18 protein-coding genes are annotated in these 17,921 nt (G+C 64.7%); 7 read left to right on the forward strand and 11 right to left on the reverse strand.

The features are described 5' to 3' along the window. Nucleotides 1–11: 11 nt before the first annotated feature. The 5 genes from MKK04_RS23135 to MKK04_RS23155 form a co-directional block, all read right to left on the reverse strand. Complete coding sequence (locus tag MKK04_RS23135) at nucleotides 12–1,403, reverse strand: amino acid permease (protein ID WP_241106013.1); 1,392 nt, start codon at nucleotides 1,401–1,403, stop codon at nucleotides 12–14. Nucleotides 1,404–1,740: 337 nt separating this feature from the next. Beyond that, entirely contained in the window at nucleotides 1,741–2,751 is a 1,011-nt protein-coding gene (locus tag MKK04_RS23140; protein WP_063911817.1) for a zinc-dependent alcohol dehydrogenase family protein, read from the reverse strand. A gap of 165 nt (nucleotides 2,752–2,916) precedes the next feature. Next, the gene (locus tag MKK04_RS23145; RefSeq protein WP_063911818.1) at nucleotides 2,917–3,507 is read right to left on the reverse strand and encodes an HAD family hydrolase; all 591 of its coding nucleotides are present in this window, start codon (nucleotides 3,505–3,507) and stop codon (nucleotides 2,917–2,919) included. After that, a complete protein-coding gene (gene tesB, locus MKK04_RS23150) occupies nucleotides 3,504–4,373 on the reverse strand; it encodes an acyl-CoA thioesterase II (protein WP_063911819.1) in 870 nt (289 codons plus the stop codon). Before tesB ends, MKK04_RS23145 begins: the two co-directional genes overlap by 4 nt. 147 nt (nucleotides 4,374–4,520) lie before the next feature. Further along, entirely contained in the window at nucleotides 4,521–5,090 is a 570-nt protein-coding gene (locus MKK04_RS23155; RefSeq protein WP_063911820.1) for a GNAT family N-acetyltransferase, read from the reverse strand. Between the two features lie 180 nt (nucleotides 5,091–5,270). Between MKK04_RS23155 and MKK04_RS23160 the strand changes: the two genes are divergently transcribed. The 3 genes from MKK04_RS23160 (at nucleotide 5,271) to MKK04_RS23170 (ending at nucleotide 8,389) form a co-directional block, all read left to right on the forward strand. Next, nucleotides 5,271–5,963, forward strand: coding sequence for a histidine phosphatase family protein (locus MKK04_RS23160; RefSeq protein ID WP_241106014.1), 693 nt, complete (start codon nucleotides 5,271–5,273; stop codon nucleotides 5,961–5,963). A 121-nt stretch (nucleotides 5,964–6,084) separates the two neighbouring features. Next, nucleotides 6,085–6,999: a histone deacetylase family protein gene (locus tag MKK04_RS23165; protein WP_015271914.1), complete on the forward strand. Its 915-nt coding sequence runs from the start codon at nucleotides 6,085–6,087 to the stop codon at nucleotides 6,997–6,999. Between the two features lie 148 nt (nucleotides 7,000–7,147). Further along, the gene (locus MKK04_RS23170; protein WP_241106015.1) at nucleotides 7,148–8,389 is read left to right on the forward strand and encodes a TIGR03862 family flavoprotein; all 1,242 of its coding nucleotides are present in this window, start codon (nucleotides 7,148–7,150) and stop codon (nucleotides 8,387–8,389) included. Between the two features lie 117 nt (nucleotides 8,390–8,506). Here the strand turns inward: MKK04_RS23170 and MKK04_RS23175 are convergent, their stop codons facing one another. Both MKK04_RS23175 and yedA read right to left on the reverse strand, forming a co-directional pair. Beyond that, nucleotides 8,507–9,838 (reverse strand): DEAD/DEAH box helicase, encoded by a 1,332-nt coding sequence (locus MKK04_RS23175; protein WP_013974320.1) that lies wholly within the window; start codon nucleotides 9,836–9,838, stop codon nucleotides 8,507–8,509. Between the two features lie 55 nt (nucleotides 9,839–9,893). Continuing rightward, nucleotides 9,894–10,814, reverse strand: coding sequence for a drug/metabolite exporter YedA (gene yedA / locus MKK04_RS23180; RefSeq protein ID WP_241106016.1), 921 nt, complete (start codon nucleotides 10,812–10,814; stop codon nucleotides 9,894–9,896). A gap of 154 nt (nucleotides 10,815–10,968) precedes the next feature. Here yedA and MKK04_RS23185 point away from each other — a divergent pair, with 154 nt between their 5' ends. After that, a complete protein-coding gene (locus MKK04_RS23185) occupies nucleotides 10,969–11,418 on the forward strand; it encodes an Lrp/AsnC family transcriptional regulator (RefSeq protein ID WP_015271918.1) in 450 nt (149 codons plus the stop codon). Here MKK04_RS23185 and MKK04_RS23190 read toward each other — a convergent pair. The 3 genes from MKK04_RS23190 to MKK04_RS23200 form a co-directional block, all read right to left on the reverse strand. Next, entirely contained in the window at nucleotides 11,415–12,020 is a 606-nt protein-coding gene (locus tag MKK04_RS23190) for a 3'-5' exonuclease (protein WP_207834283.1), read from the reverse strand. The genes MKK04_RS23185 and MKK04_RS23190 overlap by 4 nt on opposite strands. Before the next feature lie 8 nt (nucleotides 12,021–12,028). After that, nucleotides 12,029–12,508, reverse strand: coding sequence for a LabA-like NYN domain-containing protein (locus tag MKK04_RS23195; protein WP_004576858.1), 480 nt, complete (start codon nucleotides 12,506–12,508; stop codon nucleotides 12,029–12,031). 162 nt (nucleotides 12,509–12,670) lie between these two features. After that, on the reverse strand, nucleotides 12,671–13,426 hold the full coding sequence (locus MKK04_RS23200) for a DUF2076 domain-containing protein (RefSeq protein ID WP_233687369.1): 756 nt from the start codon (nucleotides 13,424–13,426) through the stop codon (nucleotides 12,671–12,673). 166 nt (nucleotides 13,427–13,592) lie between these two features. On the opposite strand from MKK04_RS23200, the gene MKK04_RS23205 reads away from it, so the two are divergent. Both MKK04_RS23205 and MKK04_RS23210 read left to right on the forward strand, forming a co-directional pair. Beyond that, the gene (locus MKK04_RS23205; RefSeq protein WP_241106017.1) at nucleotides 13,593–14,249 is read left to right on the forward strand and encodes a YciC family protein; all 657 of its coding nucleotides are present in this window, start codon (nucleotides 13,593–13,595) and stop codon (nucleotides 14,247–14,249) included. 87 nt (nucleotides 14,250–14,336) lie between these two features. Beyond that, nucleotides 14,337–14,828 carry a hypothetical protein gene (locus MKK04_RS23210; RefSeq protein ID WP_241106018.1) on the forward strand — a complete coding sequence of 164 codons (492 nt, stop codon included), beginning with the start codon at nucleotides 14,337–14,339 and terminating at the stop codon, nucleotides 14,826–14,828. A gap of 18 nt (nucleotides 14,829–14,846) precedes the next feature. Here the strand turns inward: MKK04_RS23210 and hrpB are convergent, their stop codons facing one another. Further along, nucleotides 14,847–17,375, reverse strand: a complete 2,529-nt coding sequence (gene hrpB / locus MKK04_RS23215; protein WP_207834279.1) for an ATP-dependent helicase HrpB — start codon at nucleotides 17,373–17,375, stop codon at nucleotides 14,847–14,849. A gap of 116 nt (nucleotides 17,376–17,491) precedes the next feature. Here hrpB and MKK04_RS23220 point away from each other — a divergent pair, with 116 nt between their 5' ends. After that, complete coding sequence (locus MKK04_RS23220; RefSeq protein WP_013974328.1) at nucleotides 17,492–17,911, forward strand: hypothetical protein; 420 nt, start codon at nucleotides 17,492–17,494, stop codon at nucleotides 17,909–17,911. Nucleotides 17,912–17,921 lie beyond the last annotated feature (10 nt).

Consider the following 17,921-nt stretch of genomic DNA (forward strand, 5'->3'; position numbering starts at 1 on the left):
GGTGAACTCAATCACCCCATCGAACGCACCGCCACGGGTTGCGCATGGCCCCGCGTGGTCACGATCCCCAGGAAGGAAATCACGATCGCCAGGCCCAATGTCGAGCTCACTTCTGCACGGTGTTCAGGCGTGAACATCATGACCGCCAGTGCCCCGCCAATGAACAGGATCACCGCCCAGGTCAGGTACGGGAACAGCCACATGCGGAACTTCAGCTCGGTGTTCTCCCGCTCCAGGCGGTGGCGCATGCGCAGCTGCGAAATGGCGATGACCATGTACACCAGCAAGGCAATGGCCCCGGAGCTGGCCAGCAGGAACTCGAACACGCCCTTCGGCGCGAAGTAGTTGAGGATGGCAATGGCCGCGCCGATCAGCGTGCTGCCGAATACCGCAGCGCGCGGTACACCGACCTTGGAGGTCTTGTTGAGCATGGCCGGTGCGTCACCGCGCTTGGCCAGCGAATACATCATCCGCGAGGCAATGTAGATCGACGAGTTCATGCAGCTGGTCACTGCCACCAGCACCACAAGGTCGACCATGAAGGCCGCGTTGGGAATGTTCATGATCTCCAGCGCACGCTGGTAGGAACCCACCACCGCCAGCTGAGGGTCGTTCCACGGCACCACCGAAATGATCACGAAGATCGACAGGATGTAGAAGGTACTGATGCGCCAGATCACCGAGCGAGTGGCCTTGGCGATGTTGCGCGACGGGTCGCTGGATTCGGACGCGGCGATGGTCACCGCTTCGGTGCCGATGAAGCTGAACATCACGGTGATGAACGCACCGACCACGGCCGACCAGCCCTTCGGCGCGAAGCCGCCGTGCTCGGCCATCAAGCCGCTCAGGCCACTGACCTCACGGTTGGGCAGCCAGCCCATCAGCGCGGCGAAACCCAGGCCGATGAAACCGAGAATGGCCGTGACCTTGAGAATGGCGAACCAGAATTCGAACTCACCGTACTTGGCCACGCTGAACAGGTTGGTACCGGCCAGCAGCAGCACCGAAGCCAGGGCGAATATCCAGCTGTCTACCTGCGGGAACCAGGCGTTCAGCACATGCCCGGCGGCCAACGCCTCGATCGGGATCACCAGTACCCAGAACCACCAGTACAGCCAGCCGATGGTGTAGCCAGCCCAGCGGCCGATGGCCTGCTCGGCGTAGGTGGAAAACGATCCGGTGTCCGGGTGTGCCACGGCCATTTCGCCGAGCATGCGCATGACCAGTACCACCAGGGCCCCGGCCACGAAATAGGAAATTACTGTAGCTGGCCCGGCTGCCGCGATGGCGTGGCCAGAGCCGACGAAAAGTCCGGCGCCGATGATGCCGGCGATAGACAGCATCGTTACATGACGTGGCTTGAAACCTTGGGCAAGGTTGCCATCAGATCCCACGGTGTTCATTGATGTTGTTCTCTTTTTGCTGACACAAGGATGGGCGGGCAGGCGTAGGCGAAAATATCTCCTTTGAAATCAAAAAGTCGACACGTTACTCGCGCTCTGTTGTTGATATTTGGCACGCGTCACAGAGCAACGTGTCAGTGCAGGTCGGGCTTCATTTAAGCCTTGCAGGGCTGTGGGTAATTACACGAGAACGCCCCGAAACTGTTTGATCACGACAGGGCATTTCCATTGCCGCCAGCTGTCACCGACGGCATGCCCGATCGCGTCACCGGGCCGTCTGGAGCTTTTGTTTTTCATTCGAGTGTATTGTGCCTGGGCCGCAAAGCAGCCCAGGCCGTTACCAGGTCAGGCAGATCTTGCCGAAATGCCGGTTGCTCTCCTGATAACGGAACGCCTCGACGATCTGCTCCAGCTCGAAATGCTTGTCCACCACCGGCCGCAGGCCGTTGGCATCGATCGCCCGCACCATCGCCTGCTGCTGGGCACGGCTGCCCACCAGCACACCTTGCAGGCGAATCTGCCGCACCAGCGCCTGCACCAGCGGCAACTGCCCGGCCACGCCGGTGAGGATGCCGATCAACGACACATGTCCACCAATGCGCGTGGCAATCATCGATTGCTCCAACGTCGCCGGGCCGCCCACTTCGATCACATGGTCGACGCCGCGGTTGCCGGTCAGCTCGCGCACTTTCTCACCCCAGGCCGGGGTGCTCTTGTAGTTGATCAGATGGTCGGCACCCAGGGCCTTCAGACGCTCCAGCTTGGCGTCGCTGGACGAGGTGGCGATCACCGTCGCACCGGCCAGCTTGGCAAACTGCAAGGCGAAGATCGACACACCGCCGGTGCCCTGCACCAGCACCGTATCGCCGGGCTTGAGGTGGTCGTCGCTCATCAGCGCACGCCAGGCCGTGAGACCGGCCGTGGTCAGCGTGGCAGCTTCAGCGTGGCTGAAGCCCTTGGGCGCCAGGGTGAACGCGGTGGCGCGAGCGGTGACCTGTTCACGGGCGTAACCATCGATACCGTCCCCGGGCACCCTGGCAAAGCCTTCGACATTGGCCTGGCCGTCGAGCCAGTCGGGGAAGAAGGTACTGACCACATTGTCGCCAACCTGGAACTCGGTGACGCCACTCCCCACCGCGACCACTTCGCCAGCGCCATCGGCCATGGGGATGCGCCGCTCGCTCGGGCCCCACATGCCGCTGACCACGGCGAAATCGTGATAATTGAGGGAGCTGGCGTGCAGGCGCACGGTGATCTCGCCGGCCTGGGGTGCAGGAGCCTCGCTGCTACCGACCTCGACCTTGTCGTAGCCGCCGCCGGGTTTTACGTAAATGGCCTTGCTGGTCATGGGTAGGGTCTCCGTTCAGGGAATAGATTGGGGTTCAGCATAGACAGGTCCGGCCTCTTCGCGGGTGAACCCGCTCCCACAGGTTGAGTGCCGGACTTGAGCTCGGCGCGGTCCCTGTAGGAGCGGGTTTACCCGCGAAGAGGCCCGCACAGGCGACACAAAAACTCAGCCCAGCATCACCTTCAGTGCCCGGCAATCGGCCGCATGCCAATCCACCAGTTCCGGCCACGGATTGTCCGGCAGGTTCACCAGCACCGTGCGCGCCCCAGCAGCCCGCCCACAGTCCAGGTCAAACCGGTAATCCCCCACCATCACCAGCTCACCCGGTGCCACACCCCAGGCATTGGCAATCTTCAGCAGCCCATCCGGGCTAGGCTTGGGCGCCGCTTCGTCACGCCCGAGAATGTGCTCCACCGGGAAACAGTCCGCCAGGCCGATGGCCTCCAGCGTCACATGCGCCAACTCGCGGGCATTACGGGTCAGAATGCCCAGCCGACAACCACGCTCGGCCAGTTCGCGCACCAGTTCCACCGCCCCGGTGGCCGCCGTGGAGGCAATTGCCAGGTCGCGCTCGTGCTCCAGCAGCCAGGCATGCTTGGCTGCCGCTTCGTCCGCCGGCAAGGCCGCCAGGTGGGTGAGGATGTCGTGCTCGGCCGGGATATCCAGCGCCACGCGGATGGCGGCAAAATCGTGCACGGCCACGGTCAGGGTGCCGTCCATGTCGAACACCCAGTTGCGCACCTCGCCCAGGCTCATGCCCAGTCCTTGCGGTGGCGAATCAGGCCTTCCTGGCACGACGACGCCACCAGTTGCCCGGCCTGGTTGAAGATGTTGCCGCGGCAGAAGCCACGGGCATTACCCGCCCAGGGGCTGTCGGTGGCGTACAGCAGCCACTCGTCGGCACGCAGGTTGCCGTGGAACCACAGTGAGTGGTCGAGGCTGGCGATCTGCATGTCGCGCTGCCACACCGATTTGCCATGGGGCAGCAACGAGGTGGTCAGCAGGCCGAAGTCCGAGGCGTAGGCCAGCAGGTATTTGTGCAGGGCGGGGATATCGGGCAGGTTGCCGTCGGCGCGAAACCAGGCGTACTTCACCGGGTCGCCAGGCTTGGGGTTGAACGGGTCGCGCTCGGTGACCGGGCGGATCTCGATCGGCTTGGCGCACAGCACCTTGTCGCGAATGCGCTCGGGCAGCTGGTCGGCCATGGCCCGGGCCAGCTCGACTTCACTGGGCAGGTTCTCCGGGCCGACCACCTCAGGCATCGGCGCCTGGTGCTGGAAACCTTCCTCGTCGTACTGGAACGAGGCGCTGCAGGTAAAGATCGTCTGGCCTTTCTGAATCGCCGTCACCCGCCGGGTGCTGAAGCTGCCGCCATCGCGCACGCGGTCCACCGAATACACCACCGGCAGGCTGGCATCGCCAGGGCGCAGGAAGTAGCCGTGCAACGAATGCACATGGCGTGCATCCTCGACCGTCTGGCTGGCCGCCGACAATGATTGGCCCAATACCTGCCCGCCGTACAACTGGCGGAAGCCCAGGTCCTGGCTGCGTCCACGGAACAGGTTCTCCTCGATGGACTCGAGGCTCAACAGGTCGACCAGGTCGTCCAACACATGACTCATCGGGGGTTCTCCGTAGGAGCGAGTCTTGCTCGCGATGCGCCGCCCAAGCGGCGCTCGATCTCATAGGCGCTGAACATCTTGCGGCAAGCGCCCTCCATTAGGGAAATGATACAGGGTTTGTCATTCGCGCCGGGCATGGCCATGCATTCAGGCGCGCAGGGTACGCTCCCAGTGTGCGCGGTCGATGCGGTACAGCACATGCGGGCGCAGCGGGTGGCCCACGGGCAGGCGGGGGTGTTCGAAACTACCGTTCAGGTCCTGCTGCATACCGATGGCCTGCATGACCTTCTGCGAGGGCAGGTTGCTCTCGCTAGTGAACGACACCACCTCTTCCAGGCGCAATTGGGCAAAAGCACAACGCAGGCAAGTCCACGCCGCCTCACTGGCAAAACCCAGGCCCCAGTGACGGCGTGCCAGGCGCCAGCCGATCTCCACCGCCGGCGTGAAATCGGCATCGAAGCCCACGTGCAGCAACCCGGTCATGCCGATGAAGGCACCGCTGTCCTTGCGCTCCAGGGCCCACAGGCCAAAGCCGTATTCATTGAAATGCCCGCGCACGCGGCCGATCAGGGCAGCCGCCTCCAGGCGTGTCAGCGGCGCCGGGAAGTAGCGCATCACCTGCGGGTCGGCGCACATCGCAGCAAACTCGCGCAGGTCTTCGTCGTGCCATTGGCGCAACACCAGGCGTGCGCTTTCCAGTTGCAAGATTGGGGTCATGGGACATGCTCCGGTTTTACTGTCTTGCAGTTTACAGCGTAGGCGCGGGCGCTGGTTTCACCCAGCCGGCACGCCCGAATGCAATTTTCACATGTCCTTCACCGCCCCCCGACAGGCCGCTTGGCAGGATGCCTGCCATCCACCGCCGCGCCAGCTGCGGCCACGCCAACGGAGCAACGCATGCTAATCAGCAACACCCAGGGGCACCCTGCCATCCAAGCCCGGCGCAAGCGACGCCTGACCCGCAAAGCCCTCGGTGCCGCCCTTGGCCTGTGCATGGTCGTGGCGGCGTTGAGCACCTGGCTGGCGACGAGGACGCACATCGTGGACCTTGGCAACGAACAGCAATTGAGTGACAGCGGCCTGCTGCAGGACTGGGCCGGCGGTGCAGTGATCGTGATGATCCGCCACGCCGAACGCTGCGACAGCGCCCCCGGCCCGTGCCTGGACGACCCCACCGGCATCACCGTGGCCGGCAGCCAGGCCGCGACCCGCGTTGGCCAAGGGCTGCACGAGTTGGGCCTGAACAACACCGATATGCTCAGCAGCCCGAAACTGCGCACACGGCAAACCGCGCATTTCATCCTTGGCCAGGCGGTGGCCAGTGAGGAATGGCTGGAAAGCTGTGACGGCCAGTTCGCCAGCGAAGCGCTGGCGCACAAGCGGCCGGGGCATAACCTGGTGCTGGTGACCCACAACGGTTGCATCGATCATTTTGCCCGCCAGCAGAACGTTGCGGGTGGCGAACGTGAGAGTGGCTATGCCAGTGCGCTGTTCGTTTCGGTGGATAGTAATGGCAAGGCGCGCATCCTCGGCCGCCTGAACGAGCCGGACTGGCAACGGGTGCTGGCCAGTACCACGAAACAGCGCTGACCCCGCTCCTGCCTGCCAGGGCAACTGCCTTGCACTACCTGTTCTGGCTTGCCGGTGATTGGGCAGCAAAGCTGCCCCGGCCATGGCAAGATCAGCACTGGCCCTGATTGCGACCCCACCCATGCCGTTGCCGCTGATCTACCACGAAGACTACAGCCCGGAGTTCCCCGCCGAACACCGCTTTCCCATGGACAAGTTCCGCCTGCTGCACGACCACTTGATCGACAGCGGGCTGACCACCGACCAGGCCCTGCTGCGCCCGGACATCTGCCCCAACGACATCCTCGCCCTGGCCCACGACCGCAGCTACATCGAGCGCTACATGAACGGCGACCTGTCGCGCGAGGACCAGCGTCGCCTCGGTCTGCCCTGGAGCGAGGCCCTGGCCCGGCGTACCGTGCGCGCCGTAGGCGGCTCGCTGCTGAGCGCCGAGATGGCGCTGCAGCACGGCATCGCCTGCCACCTTGCCGGTGGCACTCACCACGCCCATTACGATCATCCTGCCGGCTTCTGCATCTTCAACGACCTGGCCGTGATCAGCCGCTACCTGCTGGAGGCTGGCCGGGTCCACCGGGTGCTGATCTTCGACTGCGATGTGCATCAGGGTGACGGCACCGCGCGCATCCTGCACGACACACCAGACGCCATCACTGTGTCGCTGCACTGTGAACAGAACTTCCCGGCGCGCAAGGCGCAAAGCGATTGGGACATCCCCCTGCCCCGCGGCATGGGCGACATGGCCTATCTGAAGGTGGTGGACGACGCCCTTAACTACCTGCTGCCGCTCTATCGACCCGACCTGGTGCTGTATGACGCCGGGGTCGATGTGCACAAGGACGACGCCCTGGGCTATCTGCAATTGACCGATGCAGGCGTTGCCGCCCGTGACGAGGCGGTGCTGCGCCACTGCCTGGGCCGCGACATCCCGGTGGTGGGCGTGATCGGCGGTGGCTACAGCAAGGACCGCGCAGCCCTGGCCAGGCGCCACGGCATCCTTCATCACAGCGCGGCACGCGTCATCGGTTGTTCACAATGACTGTGGAACCGCTTGTGGATAACCTGCGGGAAAGGCGTTGCAGCCCTTTACAGGCAAGGCCTGCAGAACACTGATCATTTTTTGAGCAGTGCTTCCACAGGCCGCGCTGCGCTAGAATGCGCCTCTTTTCCACAGCCTGCTGCCCACCATGTCTGATCTGAGCCCCGCCTCCCCTCCCCTCGCTGTCGTCATCGGCGGCGGCCCAGCCGGCCTGATGGCCGCCGAAGCACTGGCCCAGGCGGGCCTGGCGGTCGAGGTGTTCGATGCCATGCCTTCGGTGGGCCGCAAGTTCCTGCTGGCAGGTGTCGGAGGCATGAACATCACCCATTCAGAGCCCTACCCGGCGTTCGTCAGCCGCTATGCCGAGCGCCAGGGCGAAATTGCTGCGCTGCTGCGCGACTTCGATGCCGACGCCTTGCGCCAGTGGATTCACGGCCTGGGCATCGAAACCTTCGTCGGCACTTCGGGCAGGGTGTTCCCCACCGACATGAAAGCCGCGCCACTGCTGCGCGCCTGGCTCAAGCGCCTGCGCGACGGCGGGGTAGTTATCCACACCCGTCACCGCTGGTTGGGCTGGAACAGCGAGGGGGCATTGCGGATTGCTTATCCACAGGGCGAGCGGCTGGTGAAGGCCGCCGCAGTGGTGCTGGCGCTGGGTGGCGGCAGTTGGGCGCGACTGGGTTCGGACGGGAGCTGGCAGCCGTTGCTGGCCGAACGGACTGTGGATATTTCGCCCTTGCAGCCCAGCAACTGCGGTTTTGAAGTGGCAGGCTGGAGCACGCTGCTCAGGGACAAGTTCGCCGGTGCGCCGTTGAAGAACATTGCCCTCAGCGTTCCCGGCAGCGCGCCGCGCAAGGGCGAGTTCATCCTCACCGCGCAGGGTGTGGAAGGCAGCCTGGTGTATGCCTGGTCAGCACCGGTGCGCGAGGCCATCAACCGTGAGGGCCACGGGGTGTTGCTGCTCGACCTGTTGCCGGACAAGCCTGTGGACAAGATTGCCCAGGCGCTGGCCAAGCCACGGGGTTCGCGCTCCATGGCCAAGCACCTGCACAGCCAGTTGGGTATCGATGGGGTCAAGGCGGCGCTGTTGCGTGAGCTGACCGATCAGGCGACCTTTGCCGACCCTGATGCCTTGGCGAGGGCGATCAAGGCATTGCCGATCACGCTGGTGCGCACACGGCCGCTGGATGAAGCGATCAGCAGCGCGGGTGGGGTGCGTTTCGAGGCGTTGGATGAGGGCTTGATGGTCAAGGGCATGCCGGGGGTGTTCTGTGCCGGCGAGATGCTGGACTGGGAGGCGCCGACCGGGGGGTATCTGCTGACGGCGTGCTTTGCCAGCGGCTTGCGGGCCGGGCGGGCGGCGGCGGATTGGCTCAAATCCCAAGGCTGACACCGTCCGCCTGTGGGAGCGGGTTTACCCGCGAACACGGGCGAAGCCCGTGCCAGACACCGCGTCGCATTCTTCGCGGGTAAACCCGCTCCCACAGAGACCGCGTAGACCGCAAATCTACGGCTTACGCTTGCGCGCCCCACCATTGAAACTAGGCACCTTGCGCACCGCCTTCACCGCCGGCTCCGCACTGCCTGATTCAGCACTGTCCATCCAGCGCCCCAACCCGCGCTTGGCGCTGTTTTCTTTCGGCTTCTTGGGCTTCTTCGGCTTCTTGATCACCTGGCCACTGGCGTCGGTCATCGGCACGCGGTGGTCAGGGATGAAATCCGGCTCTTCATGACGCGGCAAGGTTTGCCGGGTAAGCACTTCGATCGCCGCCAGCAACTGCACTTCATCCGCACACACCAGCGAAATGGCCTCGCCCTTGTTGCCCGCCCGCCCGGTACGCCCGATGCGGTGCACGTAATCCTCGGCAACGATCGGCAGGTCAAGGTTGACCACCAGCGGCAAGTCATCGATATCCAGGCCGCGGGCCGCCACATCGGTTGCCACCAGCACCTGGATTTCGCGGGCCTTGAAGCTGTCCAGCGCACGCTGACGGGTGGCTTGCGGGCGGTCACCGTGGATGCCGTCGGCATTCACACCCTCGGCCAGCAAGCGCTCCACCAGTTGGTCCACACCATTGCGAGTCTTGGCGAATACCAGCACCTGCTTCCAGCGTTGCTTGCGCAGCAGGTGGCAGAACAGGTCGACCTTGCGCTTTTTATCCACAGGCACCAGCCACTGTTTGACGCTGGTGGCCGTGGCATTGCGCGGGCTGACTTCGATGCTCAGCGGGTCATTCAGGGCCAGCCCCGCCAGCATGCGGATCTGGTCGGAGAACGTGGCGGAGAACAGCAACGTCTGGCGCTTGCGTGGCAGCGCGGCGTACACCGACTGCAGCTCTTCGGCAAAGCCCAGGTCAAGCATGCGGTCGGCTTCGTCCAGCACCAGGGTCTGTACCTGGTTGAACTTCACGGCGTTCTGCCGGAACAGGTCGAGCAAGCGCCCCGGGGTGGCCACCAGCAGGTCGACACCACGGCGCAGGCGCATCATCTGCGGGTTGATGCTGACCCCGCCATACACCGCGTAGGTGCTCAGCGGCAGGTTCTCGGCATACTCGCGCACGTTGTTGTGCACCTGCTCGGCCAGCTCACGGGTGGGCACCAGCACCAGCGCGCGGATCGAGTTGCTGGCCACCTTCTCGCCTTCCAGCGCCAGGCGCTGCAGCACGGGCAGGGCAAAGCCCGCGGTCTTGCCGGTGCCGGTCTGGGCCGCGGCCATCAGGTCGCGGCCGGCCAGCACGGCGGGGATGGCCTTGGCCTGCACCGGGGTCGGGGTGGTGTAGTCCAGTTGCTGCAGGGTGCGCAGCAGCGGTTCGATCAGGCCGAGTTTGGCGAAATTCATGGCAATACCGTCAGGGGGTTCAGCGAAGGCGGCAAGTTTACCGCATCGCCCCTGCCTACTTGCAGATTTCGCCTTTCAACGGCTGCGCCGGCTCAGGTGCCTTGCGCCACTGCGGCAGGCCGATCAGCACCACCGCGCCGATGATCACCGCCATGGCCACACACTCTTCGGCACCAATCTGCTCACCGGCAAAGACGATGCCCAGCAGCACGGCAACCGCCGGGTTGACGTAGGCATAGCTGGTGGCGGCTGCCGGGCGCACGTGCTTGAGCAAGTACATGTAGGCACTGAACGCCAGGATCGAACCGAACAACACCAGATAGACCAGCGCGCCCCAGCCGGCAGCGGTCGGCATCTGTGTCATGCGCTCGCCAGACAGCACACTGCCAAGCAACAGCACGGCGCCGCCGACCAGCATTTCCGCGGCGCTGGCCATGGGCCCCTGGGGCAGCGGCAAGGTCTTGCTCCACACCGAGCCGAATGCCCATGACGCCGCCGCAAAAATGATCAGCGCCGCGCCAATCGGGCTTGCCTGCAGGTTGGAGCCCAGGTTCAGCAGGCCGATGCCCACCAGCCCGAGGGCGATCCCCGCCCACTCCAGCTTCGAATTGCGATGCCCGAACAACAGGCCGAACAGCAAGGTGAAGAGCGGCACCGTCGCCACCGCCAGCGCCGCCACGCCCGAAGCTACGCCAGCATGCTCGGCCACGGTCACGCCACCGTTGCCACAGCTGAGCAGCAGAAAACCGATCGCCCCCGCCGCCCGCCACTGCGTCCAGGTCGGCGCCGGCACACCGCGCCAGCGCAAGAAGCCATACAGCAGGCCACCGGCAATCAGGAAGCGCACCCCGGCCATGAGCATCGGTGGCCAGCTCTCGACGCCAATGCGAATGAACAGGTAGGTGGAGCCCCAGACCAGGTACAAGGCCAGGAAAGCGCCAATGAGCAATAACGGGAAGCGACGGGAGGCAGGCATGGGAAACACTCGAAATCCGTTTACGGGTGGCTTAGTTTAGAAAGGCCACCGTTTAAACTTAAGTTACAAAACAGCTTTAAATCACCCCTACACTTTGCATTGCGTGGTTATTCGGGTGTTTTTCAAGCGAATCGAAACCAGGCAGGAATAATCCATGGACAAGTACGACCGCATGCTGCTCGCTGCCCTGCTCGACAATGGCCGCGCCACCTTCGCGCAACTGGCGCGCCAGGTGAACCTGTCGGCGCCGGCAGTGGCCGAGCGGGTGGCCAAACTCGAGGCCAGCGGGGTCATCACCGGCTACCAGGCCAAAGTCGACATGAGCAAGATCGGCCTGCCGATCCAGTGCGTGATCGAACTGCGCCTGGCCAGTCATGGCAATCAGCAGGCCTACGAAGCGTTGACCCAGATCCCCCAGTTGACCGAATGCCACCGGGTGACCGGTGACCCCTGCGTCATCATGCAGGCAGCGGTGGGTTCGATGCCCGAGCTGGAAGAGCTGATCAACCGGGTAGCGCAGTTCGGCTTCAGCAAGACCTCGATCATTCTCTCCAGCGCCGTGGAGCGGCGGGTGCCGCTCGCGCAGCTGGAGAAGAAGCCCTAACAGTATCTGGCCAGGGTTTCACGAACCTTCGCGGCAGGTGTTTTCTGCAAACGGCAGAGCAGGTCGTGCGAGAGTTGCTGGACTCCGTGGCTCTGGCGCAGCACGCCAGCCAGGTGTTGCAGCAGGTTGGCGGCCATTTCGGCATCGGCCATGGCCCGGTGCGCGGTACCGGTATCCGGCAGCCCGGCCCAGCGGGTCAGGGTGCCCAGCTTGTGGTTCGGTGCCGCCGGCAGCAAGCGCCGAGACAGCAGCAGGGAACAGGCGAAGGCCTGGCTGCGGCTACGGCCGATGCGGCTCAGCTCGTAGTCCCAGAACTTCTGGTCGAAGGCGGCGTTGTGTGCCAGTAGCGGGGTGCCACCGACGAAATCGGCCACTTCGTTCATCACTTTGTCCACCGGCGGCGCACTGCGCAGCATGGCGGTGGTGATGCCAGTCAGCCCGGCGACGAAGGCCGGTACCGGCACCCCGGCGTTCATAAGGCTCTGGTAGCGCTCGACGATGCGCCCGCCCTCCAGCACCACCACCGCCACCTCGGTGGCGCGGCAGCCGGCGCCGGGGCTGATGCCTGTGGTTTCAAAGTCGATGACAGCGATACGTTCCATGAAAAATCTCAGTGTTTGAGCAACAGCGCACCCTCGATGGGCACATAGCGGGTGGCAGCACGGATCAGCGACAGTGCGGTAAGCCCGGGCACACCATATACCACTGCCTCGGTGCCATGGCGCTGGATCACCCGCTCCAGCAGCAGGTCGAAATCACCATCGCCAGAGGCCAGTACCACCTGGTCGACGCGGCTGGCTGCGTCAATCACATCCAGGGTAATGCCCACGTCCCAGTCACCCTTGGCCGAGCCATCGCTGCGCTGGATGAAAGGCTTGAGCCGCACATCGAAACCGAGGTTGCGCAAGATCTGCTGGAACTGTTGCTGCTTGCTGTCGCCACGGTCGATGGCATAGGCCACGGCCTCGACGATCTGGCCTTCGCGGCTGACATCGGCCCACAGGGCGGTGTAGTTGAAATGGCAACCGTGGGCCTGGCGCACGGTGTAGTAGAGGTTCTGCACATCGGCGAACAGCGCGATCTTTTTCACCTGGGAACCCCTTGGTCGGCCTGGAATGCAGGGGTTGCTGCGCAGCCCTTCGCGGGCACGCCCGCTCCCACAGGTTCAGCGTCGCGCGGTACTTGTGGGAGCGGGCGTGCCCGCGAAGGGGCGCAAAGCGCCCCCAAAACTGCCAGCAGTATGCCAGACCTGTCAGACGTACGAATCGTCGTCCGAGAAGAACCCGCCATCATCGCTGCCATAATCGCTGTCGGCATAACCACCCTGGTCACTGCCCCAACCACCATTGTCAGCCACCTGCTGCTGCGCCCCCGAGTCGTTCCAGCCACCGCTGTCACTGGCCGGCGCCGGCTCTTCCTTGATCACCTCGACCACCTCCTCCGGCTGCGAGTTGTGGTTGAACAGGCTGCTGATGCCCTGCGCCAGCAACACGCCACCCGCCACACCGGCCGCAGTCTGCATCGCGCCACCGAGGAAGCTGCTGGCACCACTGCGTGCCGGCGCAGCGCCGAAGCCAGGCTGCTGCGCTTGCGGCTGGGAAAAGCCCGGCGCCGACGGCTCACGCCAGCCACCAGCAGATGCCACGGGGGCTGCAGCGGGACGCTGCGGTTGCACGGCCGGGGCAGCATTGCGCCCAGCCGATCCAAAGATGCTGGACAGGAAACCACCACCGCCATTGCTCGGCGCGCTACCAGCACGGGCGGCCTCGGCCTGGGCACGGGCCTGCTTCAGTTCGGCTTCCAGTTGCTTGTTCTGCTCGTCGAGGCGCTTGATCGCCGCCTCCTGCACCAGGATCGCCTGGGCCATGTAATAAGGCGCCGCCGGCTGCTGACGCACATGTTCCTCGATGCATGCCTGAGCCTGCGCATCACGTGGCTGGCTCGGGTCCTCGGCTTGCTTGAGGCGGCCGAACAGGCCGTCGATCAGGGTTTGTTCTTCAGTATTCATGGGCGACCTCGTGGGGTAGCGGGACAACGGACAGCGTCAAAGATGGGGCGTACAGGCGTGGGATTCAATCACCGGCGGCGTGAAACTTTTTTCAGCAAATGACAGCCCCAAGCCTGCTTTGGGCTAAAGTTAGGCCCCTGTTTTTACTGCCATGCGATGTTGACTGATGAATCCGCTGAGCGTTCTGCGCGACTCCCTGTACTTCTTCCGCCGCCACCTGCCGAACATCCTCCAGCTGTGCCTGCCGCTGGTGGTGCTGGAAGCCCTGGTCACCCAACTGCTGTACCGCCAACTGGGTGACCAGGCATCGCCAGCCTACGGCATGCTGGTCAGCCTGCTGTTCTACCCGCTGTACAGCGCCGCGCTGATCCTGTACCTGGACACCCGCAGCAACGGCCAGGACATCGCCAAGCGCAACCTGTTCGCCCGCGCCGTGCAACTGTGGCCGCAACTGGCCCTGCTGATCCTGATCAGCTCGCTGCTGATCATGGCCGGCCTGGCGCTGTTCATCTTCCCGGGCGTGTGGATCATGATCAACCTGGTGTTCGCCGAGTACCTGCTGGTACTGCGCGGCCGGCCGGTAGTGCAGTCGATGCGCGACAGTGCCAGCATGACCACGGGGCATTTCATGCGCATCATGATTTGCGTGGTCGGCGTACTGGCACCGATCTGGCTGATCGACGGGCTGCTGCTGATGGCCTTCCCCGAACCGTCGCCCGGCATGGAGTTGGTCATGGACAGCCTCAGCGGTTTCCTGCAACTGTTCAGCACCGTGGTGCTGTACCGCCTGTTCATGCTGCTGGAAGGTGAGGCCAGCGCCTGAGGTTACCGGGGAAAGTCTTCGATCTGCCTGGCTGCCGAGCGCTGGCATTAGGGTGCACAACCTTCAATGCCATTCAAGGAGAGCACCATGGACGAAGACATTCAGGCGGTATTCGCCAGGTCTTTTCGTGGCAGGCTGTACATGCGCGCAATCGACTACGACATTCCCCTGCGTCTGAGCCGCAGCACGGACAAATTCAATTGGGGCTTCACCCCTGAGGATGACTGGTTGCAGGCGGGTGGGCGGCAAGACTCGCCGGTGATGGACTTTCATTACCACTCGCGCACCGACGATCGCCTGCACTACCACATCAGCATTCCCGGGCGCCCTAAGGCCAAGAAACTGGGCATCAGCCGCAATGGCTACCTCGGTTTCTACTGGCATGCCGAAGTCACCGATTACTGGAAGATCGAACCGCTGCATCTGAGCGATGAAGGGCTGGTCTGCCATCTGCGCGACCACCGCGGTTATCGGGTTGGTGCCATCACGGATACCCCCCACAAGAGCGGCGACTGGGTGGCCTTGCTCAATGTCGAGGAAGGTGACGTGCTGACCTTCCTGCTCAAACCGCTCGGTTGAGCGGGTACTCCAACACGGTCAGGTCCCCCTGGGCTTGGCCCGCGCCGTAGCCTCGGCCACCAACGGGTCATCCGGCCAGTAATGCTTCGGATAGCGCCCTTTCAGGTCCTTCTTCACCTCGGCATAGGTCGTGCGCCAGAAGTTGGCCAGGTCCTGAGTCACCTGCACCGGGCGGCGTGCAGGTGACAGCAGGTGCAGCTTGACCTGCTGGCGGCCATTGGCGATGCGTGGGGTTTCGGCCAGGCCGAACAGCTCTTGCAGGCGCACGGCGAGGATCGGTGGGTTTTCGCTGTAGTCCAGGCGGATGTTCGAGCCGGACGGCACAGTCAGGTGCGCGGGGGCCTGTTCTTCCAGGCGCTGCGGCAGCGGCCAGGGCAACAGGTTGCGCAGCAGCGATGGCAGGTCCAGCGCCGCAAAATGGCTGAGGCGCGACACCTTGCCCAGGTAGGGCTGCAACCAGTCTTCCAGGCTGGCGAGCAAGGCCTCGTCGGCCAGGTCGGGCCATTCACTGTGGCCATCCTTGGCCAGGTCCAGCTGACGCAGCAGGGCCACGCGCGCCTGCCATTGCCGTAGCTCCGGGGTCCAGGCCAGCAGGTTCAGGCCCTTGCGCCGGACAAGGCCAAGCAACGCGCGAGCCCGCGCTTCGTCATCCAGGCCCGGCAGCGGTTCGCGACTGAGCACCAGCTCGCCAACCTTGACCTGGCGTTCGGCGCGCAGCACCTGCTCGCGCTCGTCCCAATCGAGAATATCGACCCGGTCGACCTGCTCGGCCAGCACGCCCTCGAACAGCGCCGAATCGAACTCGGCGGCCAGGTAGATGCGTTCTTCGCGCTGGCCCTGGCGGCTGCCCAGGTCGGCAATCACCAACCACGGGCACTTCATCAGTGCATCGGCTTCGGCAAACAGCGCCGCACGGCCATTGGCCAGCCGATACTCCGCGCCACCCTCGCGGCGCTGCTGGGCGACGCGGTCGGGGTAGGCCAGCGCCAGCAGTGCGCCCAGCCAGCGCGGGTGATCCGGGTCGGCGACCGGCGCACCGGCCTTGCCACGCAGCAGGCCGCGGTACTGGCGAGACAGTTGCCGGGCACGTTGCACGCCACCCTGGCCGCCTCGCGAAGCCTTGCTCTCGCCGCTGACCAGCGCCAGCCGGCTGTGCAAGTCGGCGCCACCGCCGCGCTGGATATCCCGCTCGCCCAGCAGCGCGGCCACATCACAGGCCATCTGTGCCAGGCCCAGGTCCTGGCCGCGCAACAGCAAATGCGCGATACGGGGATGCGCCGGCAGCTCGGCCATGGCCTGGCCGTGTTCGCTGAGGTGGTCACGGCTGCCGGGCTTGAACGCATTGAGCCGTGCCAGCAGGTCCTGGGCCTGGGCGAAGGCGGCAGTGGGAGGCTGGTCGAGCCAGCGCAACTGCTCGGGCGTAACGCCCCAGCGTGCCAGTTGCAGGGCCAGGCCGGCCAGGTCGGCCTGCAGGATCTCGGCGCTGCCGTGGGCGGCCAGCTGGTCATGCTGGGCTTCGGACCACAGGCGGTAGCACACGCCGGGCTCCAGGCGGCCGGCACGGCCGGCACGCTGGGTAGCACTGGCGCGGGAGATGCGCTGGGTGTCCAGGCGGGTCATGCCGCTGCCGGGGTCGAAGCGCGGTACCCGGGCCAGGCCTGCGTCGATCACCACGCGCACGCCGTCGATGGTCAGGCTGGTCTCGGCAATGTTGGTGGCCAGCACCACCTTGCGCAGGCCCTTGGGCGCCGGGTCGATGGCCGCACGCTGTGCATTGAGGTCGAGCTCGCCATGCAGCGGACACAGCAGGATTTCGGGCCGTTCACCCAACGCTTCCTGCAGGCTCTGATGCACCCGGCGGATCTCGGCCTGGCCCGGCAGGAACACCAGCACACTGCCGGCCTGATCGGCCAGCGCCTGCAGCACGCTATCCACCACCCGTGGCTCGATGAACTCACCCGGCTGGTAAGGCCGCCCCCAACGGATGTCGACGGGGTGCATGCGGCCTTCGCTGCTGACCACAGGAGCATCGTCCAGCAGCCGCGACAGCCGCTCGCCCTCCAGGGTCGCGGACATCAGCAGAACCTTCAGTGGCGGGTCGTCACGCAACAATTCGCGCCCATTCAGGCTCAATGCCAGGGCCAGGTCGGCATCGAGGCTGCGCTCGTGGAATTCGTCGAAGATCACCAGCCCCACCCCCTCCAGCGCCGGGTCGGCCTGCAGGCGGCGGGTGAGGATACCTTCGGTCACCACCTCGATGCGGGTTTTAGGCCCGATCTTGCTGTCCAGGCGAATGCGGTAGCCCACCGTTTCACCAACCTGCTCGCCCAGTTCGCTGGCCAGCCGTTCGGCAGCCGCGCGCGCTGCCAGGCGCCGGGGCTCGAGCATGAGAATGCTCTGCCCTGCCAGCCATGGCTCATTGAGCAGCGCCAGCGGTACGCGGGTGGTCTTGCCGGCGCCGGGTGGCGCCTCGAGCACCGCTTCGTCACGGTTTTCCAGGGCCTGGCGCAGGGCGGGCAAGACAGCATCGATCGGTAATGAAATCATGGTGGTCCTCGAACAGTGCCGCGAGTATAACGGCGAACCCAGCCTGCTCTATCATGGTCTTAGCTTCAGGTGCAGGCGCTTCGCTTGCCCTGCTGAATACCTTCTCGGAGATTTACATGCGCATCCCAACCCGCGTCATCGGTGGCGCCCTCATCGTCACCTTGCTGACCCAACTGACAGCCTGCGGCACCATTCTCTACCCGGAACGTCGTGGCCAGATCGGCGGCAAGATCGACCCTGTGGTTGCCGCAATGGATGCCATCGGCATCCTGTTCTACGTGATCCCGGGGCTGATCGCCTTCGGTATCGACTTCGCCACGGGCGCCATCTATTACTCAGGCGGGCGATCCGCCCAGGTCGACCCGGTCAAACTGCGCGAGGCTGTCAGCCCCGATGGCAAGGTCGACAACCTGAAGTTGCAGGCCATTCTCGAAAGCGAGCTGGGCCAGCGCCTGCCGCTGAACGACCCACGGCTGATCCAGCATCGCGGCAGCATTGAACAACTGGCCAGCCTGGGCCTGGTGCCTGCAGCCTGAACCACAAGGA

Source organism: Pseudomonas sp. LS.1a (assembly GCF_022533585.1).
Lineage (GTDB): Bacteria > Pseudomonadota > Gammaproteobacteria > Pseudomonadales > Pseudomonadaceae > Aquipseudomonas.

Excerpts from the sequence above, each read along its gene's own strand:
- yedA (WP_241106016.1), bottom strand. The coding sequence starts at position 10,814 with ATGCCTGCCTCCCGTCGCTTCCCGTTATTGCTCATTGGCGCTTTCCTG.
- MKK04_RS23145 (WP_063911818.1), bottom strand. The coding sequence starts at position 3,507 with ATGAGCCTGGGCGAGGTGCGCAACTGGGTGTTCGACATGGACGGCACC.
- MKK04_RS23190 (WP_207834283.1), bottom strand. The coding sequence starts at position 12,020 with ATGGAACGTATCGCTGTCATCGACTTTGAAACCACAGGCATCAGCCCC.
- MKK04_RS23205 (WP_241106017.1), top strand. The coding sequence starts at position 13,593 with ATGAATCCGCTGAGCGTTCTGCGCGACTCCCTGTACTTCTTCCGCCGC.
- MKK04_RS23210 (WP_241106018.1), top strand. The coding sequence starts at position 14,337 with ATGGACGAAGACATTCAGGCGGTATTCGCCAGGTCTTTTCGTGGCAGG.
- MKK04_RS23220 (WP_013974328.1), top strand. The coding sequence starts at position 17,492 with ATGCGCATCCCAACCCGCGTCATCGGTGGCGCCCTCATCGTCACCTTG.
- hrpB (WP_207834279.1), bottom strand. The coding sequence starts at position 17,375 with ATGATTTCATTACCGATCGATGCTGTCTTGCCCGCCCTGCGCCAGGCC.
- MKK04_RS23135 (WP_241106013.1), bottom strand. The coding sequence starts at position 1,403 with ATGAACACCGTGGGATCTGATGGCAACCTTGCCCAAGGTTTCAAGCCA.
- MKK04_RS23175 (WP_013974320.1), bottom strand. The coding sequence starts at position 9,838 with ATGAATTTCGCCAAACTCGGCCTGATCGAACCGCTGCTGCGCACCCTG.
- tesB (WP_063911819.1), bottom strand. The coding sequence starts at position 4,373 with ATGAGTCATGTGTTGGACGACCTGGTCGACCTGTTGAGCCTCGAGTCC.
- MKK04_RS23200 (WP_233687369.1), bottom strand. The coding sequence starts at position 13,426 with ATGAATACTGAAGAACAAACCCTGATCGACGGCCTGTTCGGCCGCCTC.
- MKK04_RS23155 (WP_063911820.1), bottom strand. The coding sequence starts at position 5,090 with ATGACCCCAATCTTGCAACTGGAAAGCGCACGCCTGGTGTTGCGCCAA.
- MKK04_RS23170 (WP_241106015.1), top strand. The coding sequence starts at position 7,148 with ATGTCTGATCTGAGCCCCGCCTCCCCTCCCCTCGCTGTCGTCATCGGC.
- MKK04_RS23140 (WP_063911817.1), bottom strand. The coding sequence starts at position 2,751 with ATGACCAGCAAGGCCATTTACGTAAAACCCGGCGGCGGCTACGACAAG.
- MKK04_RS23165 (WP_015271914.1), top strand. The coding sequence starts at position 6,085 with ATGCCGTTGCCGCTGATCTACCACGAAGACTACAGCCCGGAGTTCCCC.
- MKK04_RS23160 (WP_241106014.1), top strand. The coding sequence starts at position 5,271 with ATGCTAATCAGCAACACCCAGGGGCACCCTGCCATCCAAGCCCGGCGC.
- MKK04_RS23185 (WP_015271918.1), top strand. The coding sequence starts at position 10,969 with ATGGACAAGTACGACCGCATGCTGCTCGCTGCCCTGCTCGACAATGGC.